The 12000-nt window shown below is 58.0% G+C and carries 12 protein-coding genes; 4 read left to right on the top strand and 8 right to left on the bottom strand.

The genetic code is table 11. From position 1 onward, the window contains the following. Window positions 1-28: 28 nt before the first annotated feature. The 4 genes from AB7531_RS17005 to AB7531_RS17020 all read right to left on the bottom strand — a co-directional run bounded on the left by AB7531_RS17005 (window position 29) and on the right by AB7531_RS17020 (window position 2752). Window positions 29-721: a winged helix-turn-helix transcriptional regulator gene (locus AB7531_RS17005; protein WP_441280011.1), complete on the bottom strand. Its 693-nt coding sequence runs from the start codon at window positions 719-721 to the stop codon at window positions 29-31. A 623-nt stretch (window positions 722-1344) separates the two neighbouring features. Next, window positions 1345-1605, bottom strand: coding sequence for a DUF3551 domain-containing protein (locus tag AB7531_RS17010; RefSeq protein ID WP_441280012.1), 261 nt, complete (start codon window positions 1603-1605; stop codon window positions 1345-1347). A 166-nt stretch (window positions 1606-1771) separates the two neighbouring features. Next, entirely contained in the window at window positions 1772-2338 is a 567-nt protein-coding gene (locus AB7531_RS17015) for a hypothetical protein (protein WP_441280013.1), read from the bottom strand. 201 nt (window positions 2339-2539) lie between these two features. Further along, on the bottom strand, window positions 2540-2752 hold the full coding sequence (locus AB7531_RS17020) for a hypothetical protein (protein WP_441280014.1): 213 nt from the start codon (window positions 2750-2752) through the stop codon (window positions 2540-2542). A 532-nt stretch (window positions 2753-3284) separates the two neighbouring features. Between AB7531_RS17020 and AB7531_RS17025 the strand changes: the two genes are divergently transcribed. After that, complete coding sequence (locus AB7531_RS17025) at window positions 3285-3539, top strand: DUF6894 family protein (protein ID WP_441280015.1); 255 nt, start codon at window positions 3285-3287, stop codon at window positions 3537-3539. A gap of 85 nt (window positions 3540-3624) precedes the next feature. Here the strand turns inward: AB7531_RS17025 and AB7531_RS17030 are convergent, their stop codons facing one another. After that, a complete protein-coding gene (locus AB7531_RS17030) occupies window positions 3625-4140 on the bottom strand; it encodes a nucleotide-binding domain-containing protein (protein WP_441280016.1) in 516 nt (171 codons plus the stop codon). A gap of 20 nt (window positions 4141-4160) precedes the next feature. After that, window positions 4161-4922, bottom strand: coding sequence for an IS5 family transposase (locus AB7531_RS17035; RefSeq protein WP_441280017.1), 762 nt, complete (start codon window positions 4920-4922; stop codon window positions 4161-4163). A gap of 379 nt (window positions 4923-5301) precedes the next feature. On the opposite strand from AB7531_RS17035, the gene AB7531_RS17040 reads away from it, so the two are divergent. Both AB7531_RS17040 and AB7531_RS17045 read left to right on the top strand, forming a co-directional pair. Beyond that, entirely contained in the window at window positions 5302-6876 is a 1575-nt protein-coding gene (locus AB7531_RS17040) for a hypothetical protein (protein WP_441280018.1), read from the top strand. Continuing rightward, the gene (locus tag AB7531_RS17045; protein ID WP_441280019.1) at window positions 6845-7762 is read left to right on the top strand and encodes a transporter; all 918 of its coding nucleotides are present in this window, start codon (window positions 6845-6847) and stop codon (window positions 7760-7762) included. The genes AB7531_RS17040 and AB7531_RS17045 overlap by 32 nt, the downstream gene beginning before the upstream one ends. Window positions 7763-8059: 297 nt before the next feature. Here AB7531_RS17045 and AB7531_RS17050 read toward each other — a convergent pair whose 3' ends face one another. Continuing rightward, window positions 8060-8950 (bottom strand): CBASS cGAMP synthase, encoded by an 891-nt coding sequence (locus AB7531_RS17050; RefSeq protein ID WP_441280020.1) that lies wholly within the window; start codon window positions 8948-8950, stop codon window positions 8060-8062. Further along, the gene (locus AB7531_RS17055; RefSeq protein ID WP_354078073.1) at window positions 8950-9942 is read right to left on the bottom strand and encodes a CBASS cGAMP-activated phospholipase; all 993 of its coding nucleotides are present in this window, start codon (window positions 9940-9942) and stop codon (window positions 8950-8952) included. Before AB7531_RS17055 ends, AB7531_RS17050 begins: the two co-directional genes overlap by 1 nt. Before the next feature lie 652 nt (window positions 9943-10594). On the opposite strand from AB7531_RS17055, the gene ligD reads away from it, so the two are divergent. Continuing rightward, window positions 10595-11521: a non-homologous end-joining DNA ligase gene (ligD, locus tag AB7531_RS17060; RefSeq protein WP_441280021.1), complete on the top strand. Its 927-nt coding sequence runs from the start codon at window positions 10595-10597 to the stop codon at window positions 11519-11521. Window positions 11522-12000: the final 479 nt, after the last annotated feature.

The raw sequence follows: 12000 nt of genomic DNA on the forward strand, positions 1-12000 counted from the left end.
TCCAAAAAGTGGACTGGAGATGGTGTTCTCAGCTGGCTAAGACTTGATCTGCGGCCCGCAGGCGCCTCACGGCATATTTGCTGCGCGGGAACCAAGCCGGCATGCTCTTCACAAGATGATTCGGACCGTCGATCTCAATCTTGCCGAGCTCATACGCCCGTAGCAGCGGCTGGTCGCCTATGAAAACCTGTACAAGCGTCACCATGCTCGCATAGAGGCTGATATCGACCTCGAAGCCGGGATCATTCCAGCAGAGATCGGCTTCCTTCCTCTTCACAACAAACCACCAGCGCTTCTGCCGGGCGTCCGCAATCTCGATGTACAGCACAAAGTCGCATGGAATGTGCTTCAGATCGAACGAGCGGCGCATATTCCACATGAGCCGGCCCGCGTGTAGTTCGTCGGGTGTGAGCTGGCTGCGCGCCCATTTGTGGCCCCAATAGCCCATTGCATCGATGATTGGCCAAGCTTCCATGGCCGCCTGGGTTGGATGGTACTCGCAATGCCCATTATCGCCTGATTGGCGTGAGACTAGCCCTGCTTCTTCTAGCGTTTGCAGGCGCTTGGAGAGGAGGGTCGGCGACATCTGGGGGACGCCACGGCGAAGCTGGTTGAAGTGGTGAGAACCTAGCAATAGCTCGCGCAGCACGAGCGGAGTCCATCGCTCCGTGAGAATTTCCGCAGCTTTGGCTACGGGGCAGAATGATCCATAGCCCTTCATGGGAGAAATCTATCATCACGAGGGTCAGCCAGGTAGTTCAGTTTCTGAACTAATCGCAGGCGCGTCGGGAGAGAGGCTCTCCTGGTGCGCGAGATTTTTGAGACAGTTCAACTGTCGCAGTTTGAGGGTCTGCTAACCCATCCATAGTGCTAATCGTCCAAGCGGGGCGCTTGCATCGCCTCCAGGCGGAGCCGAAAACGCTGCGAATGCGGTTCCTGGGAATGCAACAGCGGCCATGTCACACGAAGCTAACCACTCCTGCAATAGGTCGGCTTGGGGTCATTCGCGTTGGTTTTGGCATGTCCGCAGCAGGTCCGGTTAGAGGGTAGTCTCGGAAATGCCGATTGTCCGCCTTGAGTGCATCGGGACGTGATTAAAACGTTCAAGCAATTCGCAGTCATGGCGACAAGCGGCGGTGGTGGCGAAGGCGGCGGCACGGCTGCGGGATGCGGACGGCGTCCGGTGGCAATGGCTCTGCCGGCGTCGTCTAAATCACCGAGTTCAGTTCGAGCAGAAGGGAGATGTCCGGCCGCGATGATCGACGGTTGTCGCGGAAAGGATGCCTGATGCTCTACGTCGGCCGCCGGTTCACGCTGGCGGGCTGGGCGTCTCTCGCAACTGCCCTAGTAGGCGCGGCGGCCGTGCCGCCGATAACCTGCGGGGTTTTCCGCGCCCGCGAAGTATGGATTTATGGCGCACTCTGCGGCGCGGCCCGATGCCGAAGCATTGCACTGAGGCAGCGATGTGTAGCTGCAATCGTAATAGTTGGCCCCCGCGCGGTAAACGTGCAGGCAAACCGGATAGGCCGGATCATACGTCTGAGCTGCCGCCGGCCCTGTTGATACCATCCCGATTGCCAAAATCGCCAAGGCCGGAGTACGCATTGGAACCTCCTTTCGGACATTGAGAACGCGCGCGAAGCTCCACGAGCCAGTACTTTCGATCGTACGTACCCCGCGGAGGCGGCGACTGCGCCTGACGATCGCTACCAGCTCGCCGGTTAACGCTGGCGGGCTTACTACCTTGTATTGAAGGCGACGCCGTCGGCTCTTAGCGGAGTCTGAGCTTTTTTCGCTTCTTCGCGATTTTCTTTGGTTTCGTTTTCTTTTTTTTGAAGCGCTCTTGCACCCAGCCAGAGATCCCCTTCTCCAATCCCTTGCTGACGCCCTTAATGGCCCCCAAGACCACCCCTCCGACTGGCAGAACAGCCACGGCTACCAAAGTCTTTGCGTCAAGGCTGAAGAGATCGACTGCTCTTGCAGACTCGATCAACGAGAGCAGCGTTTGCACAGTAGGAGGAGATTTTTCAATTACGATCTTCTCCCTGAGAAGAGTTTGCGAGCGGACTCCTATCTCCCAAACCTCTCGCGGGTGGTTGGAACGGCTGGTTTGAGCACGAATAAGGCGCTTAACGAGCTGCGACGGTCGCGCAGATTTTAGGTGTGAGACAGCATAGCTCTCAAGGCGCAGATCCCGAACGTCCTTTAAATATGCGACGGAAAAGTCGTACCGTTCACGTCGTTCGCCAGGAATGTATTGATCCGGGAATATAAAATCGGTCCGGACATGCCGGCCAATGTTGGGGGGCCGCGATGACTCCGAAACTCTGTCACTCATGTTGCCGTATCCACGACGTTGGTATATTGGACCACGGCGCTACGGGCGTTCGCTTTGCTTGATGTAGATCAAGGAGCGTCGCCGTCGATGGCAGAAATGCTTCTGCCGGTTCGTCAGCGCGGCCCGCAGCCGGCCATTCACCTCTATCAGATCCTCGAAAGGCCGCTCCCAGCGCCGTTTTGCCATCCCGGCAGCCTAGCGCTACTTCGTCGTGTTGCGATAGCCCGTGGCAGCCTTGGGCGAGGCATTCCAGTTGAAGTCCGGACGGACGTCGGCGCCGCGGTGGCCGCAGGCCTGGCACACAAAGCGCGGCTCAAGATCGGACAGCCGCACATCGTCGGGCGAGCGATCGGCTGCGAAAGCTCCGACGATCACGAGCGCAACGCATAGCGCCGCGATTCCGTAGGGCCACACGTAGGTCTCCGTTGAAATAAACGAAACCGACGCGCCGAGTATGATGGCGCGCCGACTTCGCCATGCTGAACCCGGACAGGGGCAACTCGTCCGGTGATGACAGCGTAACCGGGAAGGCGAGCGGCGCAATCGAAGCCCGCAATTAAGCTTGAGCGGTAGGGTAAATGCGGACGCTCGTTTCAAGTGGTCGGATAGGCCCGATCGCCATCCCAATCCTCCTCTCGCATTCGTTCAGGAGCCAAATTGTCAAACGATCTCGTCGTCCAACTCGGCGCAAAGCTGGACCAATTCAAAGCGACATGAATCAGGCCGGTAGCATCGCGGAATCCGCAATGGCATGTCCGCGATGGACGCACTCAAGACTGCGGGCCTCAACCCGCTGGGTAAGATCGCCGACAAACTGGCGCAAATGGCCGCAGATCAACTTTGGTCAACCGCGACGCCGGTTGTATGACGGACCTGTCGTTTTTGACAGGTGTGGACCGTCCCGAGATGAGTGCATGATCGGGGCTAAAGGACGGGGGCCGCTGTTATGCGACGTTACTACTTCCCAATCTTCCACAACGGCGAGACACAGGCGGACGAGGTTGGAGAGCTATTTGGCTCTGCTGAGCTAGCGATCCAATACGGCGCCCGCGTCGCTCGGGACATCGCCAACGATCCCGAATATGACCTTGGTGCGGGCACGGTCGTAATCGTGGTTGACGGTCCGGTGCTGAGATCGCGGTATAGAGCACAGCATCGACCGCCAGACGGCGAAAACATCCGGCTGAGTCGGGGAGAATGAGCCGACATTCTTACCCCAAGGCGTGGTTAACTGTTTTCGCCAGCACGCCATCGTGACTCGGGGCGTTAGCAAGGCGAGATGCCCTTTATCGCCGGAATTTATTCCAAGCCGGCTTGGCAGGATTTCGCTTCGGGAAGCCCATTCCAGTGATTTCGACAGGGATGCGCTTTCTTCCGATAAGCAGGCCGTTCAAATGAACAGCGACGTCCATGTGGTGAGTTCCGCGGTATTCTGAGTCGCGCGATACCGTTAGCCCTGTCCCAACTCTATGCCCAAGGTCGTTTTTGAGTTCGGCTTCTTTGCCGGAGTTTCGAACCATCCAGCTGACGGTCGCTCCCGCTGGCAGTTGGTGCGCATTTGCCAACGTGAACTTGATGTCGCAACCCTTGGGGATAGGTCCAATGCGGTCGATGCCTGGAAACACGTGCCTGCCAGTCGAGGCCTGTACTGAGACAATAGGATTGAACTGAATCGTGGCAACCGCTCGGCCGTTCTTCTTCAACACAGCTTCCTCTTCATCATCAGCGTCCGGCACCGGAAAGAAGTGATCAAAAGCTTCAGACCATATCTCTGCGCTGGCCGACTTTGTCGCCGCGGCCAATCCGCGATCAGCAATTGAGACTAGGGCGCGGACTCATTGGCACGCAGCCAAATTCGAATTGATGCGAGTTTGACAAACGCCAGATAGTTGGCTGCGAGCTTGTCATATCGGGTCGCGACACGCCGACACTGCTTGATCTTGTTGAAGAACCGTTCGATCAAGTTGCGCGCGCGATACAGAAACGGGCTGAAGCAGATCGAATCTTTGCGATTGCGTTTCGGCGGAATGTTGGCCCAGGCGCCTTGCTGGCGGGCAAGCTCTCTGATCCAGTCCGCATCGTAACCGCGATCCGCGAGCAACATTGTTTTCGGAAGCAAGGCGCTGAGGAGAACCGAACATAGCCGATTGTCATGCGCTTCACCGGGCGTGAGCGCGAGATAGACCGGCAGGCCGTTGGTATCCACCACCGCGTGAATCTTGCTTGTCAGGCCCCCTCGCGAGCGACCCATATCTTGCTGATCGTTGTCCGCGATGCAGGCTCCGTGCTGGTGCACGCGCACGACGGAGGTATCGATCATCTGCACTGCCGCATCGTGACCGGCGGCCAGTGCATCCATGATCTGGTCCCAGACACCAGCCCGCCGCCAACGCACGAACCGATTGTAACAGGTGGTACGGGGACCATAAGTCTCAGGCAGATCGCGCCATGGCGCACCTGAACGCAGGACCCAAAAGATACCATTGAGCACGCGACGATCATTTACACGTCGAACCCCGCGCGGCTTGTTCGGCAGCATCGGCTTGATGGCGGTCCATTCATAATCGCTGAGCTCGTAGCGCATGATTCGAGGCTCCGGTTTCGGAGCTTGAATCACGTCTCAGGCAGCGCCATCAACCGGCGCCCCGTGCCGCTAATGCTCTGGATCTACTTCCGCTTTCGGCAAAAGCCGACATGGCCGGACTTGCACTCGGTTCGACCCGGTCGCGAATGACCCAAATCGGAAACTTGGCGCCGTGGCAGAGTGCAAGCGAACCGGCGGCTGCCGGGGAATTCAGGGTGAATCCCAAGCATGTTTCGGGAAAATTCCGATGGACGCACCGGCAGGCCTGTGAAAACCTCCTTTCGCCGGAGACAGCAGGGAGGAGGGGCGACGGGACGGTACGATCACATAGGAAGGGGACTGCTACCTGCTGCATCCGGCAGTGAACAGGAGAGTGTCCATGACAGACGTAGAACGACGAACGTTTCTGCTAGGCACCGCCGCCGTTGCGGCAGGAGGCGCGCTTCCCATCCAGGCTTCAGCCGCGCCTTCCGCTCCCGATCTTTCCGCGGCTTTGGCGAAATTCCGCGCTACTATTCCGAGCAATTTCGATCGCGACTACGTCGAGAATGCGGTGGTCCCGTTCTTTCTCAGCAGCATCTTTGCAGGCGAGCGCCCGATCCTTCCCATGATCGACCTGCCCCTGACGAAGCAAGACGCGATCCCCTGGGACTTCTGGGGGATGCTCTATGACGATTGGAAGCCGACCCCTTCAGATGGCGTGACCGTCTTCCTTGAGGGGCTCGAGAACCGCGGCGAACATAATTTGCGCAAGCGGATCTATTTCACCGGCGTCACGCCCGATCTCTATGGGCCGAAATATCAGGCCAAGGTCGTCGCCTTCTTCGACAAGCTTCTCGAGGAAAAACACGCTAACAAGCCGTTCATGCGCCACTACCTCGACTACTATTGGGACATCTATTGGGATCTGCATCTCGGTGTGAAGGGCGACGCGGTGCCGGCTCAAATCCGCACGATCGGGGAGGCCTTCAACACGGTGCTCGCCTATCGCAATCCGCTGCAAGAGATCGTCTACGAAAACTATATGACCGTCAGAGCACTGCGGCCGTTCCTGACGAAATGGATCGATGCGCGTCTCGAAGACATCGAGAAAGGCCGGATCGCCGATCCCGACAAGACCATCGCCTACTATTGGCTCAAGAACGCGGGCGATGGAAAATATTTCGCCAAGAAGGACGTCGTCTTCGAGTGCTTCCACAATTTCGTGGCGCTGAGCCAATGGGGCAATTCGATCTTCGGCATCATGACTCGCCTCAACCAAGATGGCGGCGACCAAGCGGTACGGGCGGCTTTCGAAAAGACGATGAGCGGAGATTTCGACAATGCGAAGGGCGCGCCGTACACGCCGCTCGAGCTCCAGGTCATGGAGCTCTTCCGTGTCATCTCGCCCAACGGCGGCAGCATTTCGGCGATCGCCGATACGCGGGCGACGTCGTTCTACGGCGGCTCCCCCTTCGCGCAGTTCGGCGTGCCCTTCCAACGGCACAGCTACATGAACTCACCTCATACCGAGACGAGCTTTGACACCCGGCTGTGGAAGGACCCCGAACGCTTCGACCCGCAGCGTTATTTAAGCGTGCCGACCAGCGCACAGATCGACGAGGCGAAGTGCAAGCAGATCGGGCTGCCGCGCTGTCCCTTCGAGATCACCACGCTGCCGGTCAATGACGGCCGTAAGGTGGGCGTCACCAACAGCGGCTTCGGCACGGTGTTTGCGATCGCCGACGGCAAGCCGCTGCCGGTTTGCGATTATGCCGGGTTCGCACCGTTCGGCTTCGGCTATCGACGTTGCCCCGGCGAGCAATTGACGATCGACGTGTTCGCCGATTTCTTGCGCAAGGTGTGGCACGACAAGATCGTCTTCCGCAACCTCAATCAGCCAAAGCCCGGAAGAGTGCCGGTCGGGCCAAGCGCAGTGATCGATGATGACATCGCCTTCTCGAGGTCGGCGTAGCGCGCTCGCAAGCTTCATCGTCGCGGCGATCCTATGGCCTGGGATCGTCCGCGCCGGTTCGGCACGCGACTACCTCAATGCGCCGGTCAACACCTGGCTGCTTAGCTTAAACGCCGGCTACACGACATCCGTCACGCCCGAGGACGGCACCGACACCATCCCCGGGGTTCGCTCCAACGTGTTTGCCCAGTCTGCCGTTCTCACCCGCGTCATGGACTTTTTCGGTCGCACCGGAGGCCTGTCGATCGTCCTGCCCTATGCATGGATCGACACAAGTGCCGGCCCCTTCCGTACCTCCACGAACGGCGTTTCTGACGTCGGCTTCCTCTTCCAAATGAACATATTCGGCGGACCGGCCTTAACGCGCGATGAGTTTCGGTTCTTCGTCCCGCAAACCTTTTCGAGTTTTCATCTACTCGTGACGACACCGCTCGGAACTTACGAGCCAACATCGCCGATCAACCCGAGCGCAAATCGCTGGATGATCTCCCCAACCATCAATTTCAGTTACACGCCAGATCAAGGCCAGAGCTGGATCGAGACTTACGTCGCTGGACGCTTCTTCGGCAATAATAACAATTTTCTAGTGAACGGCGCACGGACGCTTTCGCAAAAACCGCTGTTGCGGCTCGAGGAGCACCTCAGCCGTAACCTTACCGATGCGCTGTGGCTGTCGATCGACGCCTACTACAATCTCGGCGGAGAAACGAGCATCGATGGGCTCGAGCAGGACAACATGGCGAACACCCTGCGGTTCGGCGCGGGAATGGGGCTTCGTCTATGGCAAGGCGCCGATCTCGTGGTGAATTATGAACGTGTCGTTGCCAAACCTCTGAGCGAGCCCTATTCACAAACCGCGCGGTTGACTTTGAGGCAACTTTGGTAATTAAGAGGCGGGCAACAGCCGCTCCAGATGGACGCAAGCCGCTTCGGGACACGCTCCATACTGCCTTTTCGAAGACCCCAGGCACGGCCCTGGACAATCTCGACCGGCATCGCCGGCGCCCATAGCATGACGATCGAAAGGCGTGCTCGGCGATATGGATTTCTCGCTCGACGTGAGCGAGGCCGAAGCCGCGGAGCTTGAAAACCTACACTGTGCAATTGTGCGATCAGGTGATCACCGATCCGCGCTATCTAGACGTGACGAGATCTATTTCTGGTCTGTTCATGCATAGCGGACTCAGACAAGCCATCCACTCGGCAGATTTATGGGTTCACGGCCTAGTTCGTCTAGCTTTTCAGCCAGTGCCGTCGACTTTTTGTTGTCCAAGCGATTTAGATTTTCTTTCGTGTTGGCCGGATTCGGAACTTCCGCGTCGTCGCGTAGTCTAGAAGCGATCGTGGATACGATCTCGCGCAGAAATTCGTCGTCGCCGCTGAACTGATCGCGGTCCAGATCGTCAAAGGCATCTGCTACAAGCACCGTGATCAAAATCGACGATGGGCGTGCTTCGGCATCGATCTTTAGAGTAGCCCACATTTTGAGGTACCGAACCAGGCGCCGACACCTAGCCCTATCGGCTTGCCCTGTGATCACTTTCCACCAGGCATAGATCGCTTTCGGGTCGCTGTTTTCCCACTTATTCTCAGAGGTTGCTAGCGACCGAGCGTCGCGTCCGTCATCGAGATGGTAGGCTGGTACGTCGATATGAAAATTCCCATCGAAATGAACGCGGCTGCACTTGGCGCGCGGTTCATCAACGCCGCTCGCATCGTTGGTGTCGTCCTCAACGTAGTCAGCAAGGCTGTCCTGAACGAAACTCTTTAGGTCGATCGGATCGTGGTCGCCGTCTTCGGGCTGACCTGTCCATATGAAGTAGACGCCAAGATCGATGTCGAACTCTTCGTCTACGCTGGCAGGTCGAACCTGGGTGCCGAACTTGTACGATCCCTGCAGCCAAGAGGATAATCGGCATCCAGACCGTTCACCGAGATCCTCTCTCAGATGCTCGGCAAGATCATTCCAGCGCTCTTTTTGGGTGTCATACTGTTCGTCCGAGGGACGCACCCGCCAATCGAGACAATTCTCGGCGTCATCGGAGTTGTAGAAAAGACCTGCGGCGATGCCCATCACAAATCCCTTCTATTGTAAAAAGTCGCAGGCGCCGCTGTGTGCTGCAGAAACGAATGCAGCGGCCGCTTCCCGAGATTCTCGCGGACCGAGGCCTCGGCAAGCGCCCGAAGATCGTCAATCGCTCCCTTGCTTGCGCAGTCGAGCGCCAGCTTTCGTTCCTGCTCGGGCGACTGCTGATGATCGATTCTGAGATAGCGGGTTTGAAGTCGATGCCCGATCATAGCATCGGTGTTCAGCTGCTGAGCCGAGATCATCACTCGCGGCAGCCGCTGATTGTCCATCCATCCCATCCAACCGAGATCGATTTCCCCAGAATTTGAAAACGAAAAGCGCGACGTGGTCGTACCGATGCTCAAAATGGAGATGTCTTCGAGGTGTTGTTCGAGAAAATACTCGGCCTCGTGAAGTGCAAGATGGTCCGGAGAGTTAGCGTAAAGCCCTCCGTCGGCGAACAGCTCGCCGCGGATTTGATGAAGAGGAAAGAACGTGGGCGCTGCAGACGTGGCGAGCGCTACATCGACCACAGGGACTTTCCAATCTCGTTGGAACGACGGGTGGTGGTCGGTTTTGAAGACCTGAGGTGATCCCTTCGTTAGATTGACAGCGGGTACCATGACGCGATGCTGGAGCTGACCGAGCTTTGTCTTTTCGTCGATGATGCTGGTGATTGTGGTCCGCAGCGCCTCTGCGCGATATTTCGCATGGCGCGCGTTCGACAAGAGGGAGAGTCGTTTCGCCACAGTGCTTTGCGGGGGCGACTTGCGTGAGAATATCTTCGGGCCATTCACGGCAATGGCGTTTCTGATCTCCGCAGCCTGCACCTCTGCGGCGAGACCTAAGGCGATGATGCCGCCAATAGAGGTGCCGGCGATGAGATCGAAACAGCTAGCAATCGGGCGTTGGATTTCGTCTTCAATTTCGGCGAGGACACACGCTGTGTAGAGACCTAAAAAGCCTCCGCCGGATAGAGAGAGAATCTGAAAAGCCAAATTGGGTCTCCTAAATCCATGAGCCGCTGCCGGACGGCAAACCCGAGGGGCGCGCGGCCGACTTCGGCACCGCGTAGCGGTGCGGCTTCAGTTGGGTGGTCTACCGCCAGCGACAGTGACGCCAGATAGGGCTGCCTTGTTACGCTCGCCATGATAGGCGGTCCTGTCGACCTCGAACTGCGTTTGTAGAACGGGGTTTTCACGAGAGGACTGACCGTCCACGCGGACCCAGCCCATTTTCGGCGCGGCAGCACAGCCGCCCGGTGCGGCGCAAAGCGCCGCAATCGCAAGTTTTCGCATACGAAACGCCCCCCGGCCGAAATAAGAAGCGCATCCAATCTCAACCAGCGCGCGAGATCAATGGCTTGTGCGCGTGACCAGCCTGCAAAAATGCGGGGCGTACCGGAGGCTGCCGGAGTTGCTGAAGCGGCCTCAGTATTAGAACGGATTATCACACCGCGTTCTCCGGCCGTTCGGGGGGCGTTCTCAAAAACGAAACCCTCATTCGGTTGTGTGAGAATGCACTGGGCAGAATTTCGTGGGAGGAACTCCGGGGGGCGCGTCGGAGTTTGGTGTTTCGTTGAGCAGCATAGGTAAAATGCCGGTCGTTGGTTGCTCGCCTGCGGCGGGTTCTTTTTGTGAGTTGCGTAGAGTGGCAAAGCGTATCAAGGCCCCTCCGGCCAAGAGGCCGGAAGCCGTCCTGCCAGGCTTCATCAGCCCGCAGCTGGCGACCCTGAAGACGAAGCCGCCTTCGGGAGCTCCATGGATTCACGAAATCAAATACGACGGCTACCGCGTCCAGCTTCACATCGATGGCGATACGCGGAAAGCCTTTACCCGCAACGGCCACAACTGGGTAGAACGGTTCTCTGTCATTGCGGGCGCCTTCAACATCCCGGGTCAGGCAATCGTCGATGGTGAGGTGGTCGTTATCCATGAGGAGCGCACCAACTTCTCCGAGCTGCAGGCCGATCTCGGGAGAGGCGACCAGGACCGTTTGATCTACTTCGCCTTCGACCTGCTGTGGCTCGACGGACAAGACCTCCGGAGAATGTCGCAGCTTGCACGCAAGGGGCTGCTGAAGGAGCTGATAGACGGAAATAAGCTGAGGGAGCCCATCTTCTACAGCGAGCATCACGAGGGCGACGGGCAGGAGCTTTTCGAGGCCGCGAGCCGGTTGAACTATGAGGGCATCGTCTCGAAGCGCGTAGATGCGCCGTACCGATCGGACCGGGTTGAGGCCTGGCAGAAAATCAAGACAGTGCAGAAAGGTAAATTCCCGGTGGTTGGGTTCATCAAGGACCCCTCCGGCGTCGCTGCCCTATACCTCGGCAAGAAGGAGGGAAACGAGTTGCGCTACATGGGCAAGGTCGGGACGGGCTGGGACCGAACGACCTCCGGCAAGATCCGCAAGGCACTGGAAACCGTAGTCAGTCCGAAGGCCAAGCTGACGAAGCCGATCAATAAGCCCAAGGTTACCTGGGTCGAACCGAAGTTCTATGCCGATATCGAGTACAGGGACATCACATCTGACGGATTGCTGCGCGCCAGCTCGTTTAAAGGCCTAACCCGCAAGTAGGAACGCCGGCGAGATCCCAGCGTTTTCCCATCATGTTTATGGGTAGCGCAATCGAAGTCTCTTTCAACATCGCTTGGGGCTTCCTTGAGAGGTCAGGGCAGCTTTGCAACGAGGAAACGTCAACGGACTTTCTCATTCGATTCATTGAAGACCAAATTCGATCCGGGGAGCGCCGACCCATGATGATCGCCAATCGCGCGATTCATGCCTATCAAGCGAAGGCTCCGCAGCCGTTTTCGGTTGAGAGCGGGCAAGTCGTATGGATTGCCTAATCCGGCTGCCGTGCGTCCTGTAGGCGGCGGCCGAAGGCGCGCGGTATACTTGCGCTTTTCGGAGCAAGGCCCGCGCGCCTACCATTCGTGGGATGGCAGGTGTGAGTGACATCGAGCGCAGATTTCTCGTTTTTCTGCTCGACGCAGGCACCCCTCACATTGTCTGGACTTCTCGTCAGACTGCTTATGTTGCCGCCCAGTTCAACA

It is taken from the genome of Bradyrhizobium sp. 63_E2_N1_3, from assembly GCF_052076005.1.
GTDB lineage: Bacteria > Pseudomonadota > Alphaproteobacteria > Rhizobiales > Xanthobacteraceae > Bradyrhizobium > Bradyrhizobium barranii.

Bases quoted from the DNA above. Each gene is read 5' to 3' on its own strand.
- AB7531_RS17005 (WP_441280011.1), bottom strand. From the start codon at position 721: ATGAAGGGCTATGGATCATTCTGCCCCGTAGCCAAAGCTGCGGAAATT.
- AB7531_RS17010 (WP_441280012.1), bottom strand. From the start codon at position 1,605: ATGCGTACTCCGGCCTTGGCGATTTTGGCAATCGGGATGGTATCAACA.
- AB7531_RS17015 (WP_441280013.1), bottom strand. From the start codon at position 2,338: ATGAGTGACAGAGTTTCGGAGTCATCGCGGCCCCCCAACATTGGCCGG.
- AB7531_RS17025 (WP_441280015.1), top strand. From the start codon at position 3,285: ATGCGACGTTACTACTTCCCAATCTTCCACAACGGCGAGACACAGGCG.
- AB7531_RS17035 (WP_441280017.1), bottom strand. From the start codon at position 4,922: ATGCGCTACGAGCTCAGCGATTATGAATGGACCGCCATCAAGCCGATG.
- AB7531_RS17040 (WP_441280018.1), top strand. From the start codon at position 5,302: ATGACAGACGTAGAACGACGAACGTTTCTGCTAGGCACCGCCGCCGTT.
- AB7531_RS17045 (WP_441280019.1), top strand. From the start codon at position 6,845: ATGATGACATCGCCTTCTCGAGGTCGGCGTAGCGCGCTCGCAAGCTTC.
- AB7531_RS17050 (WP_441280020.1), bottom strand. From the start codon at position 8,950: ATGGGCATCGCCGCAGGTCTTTTCTACAACTCCGATGACGCCGAGAAT.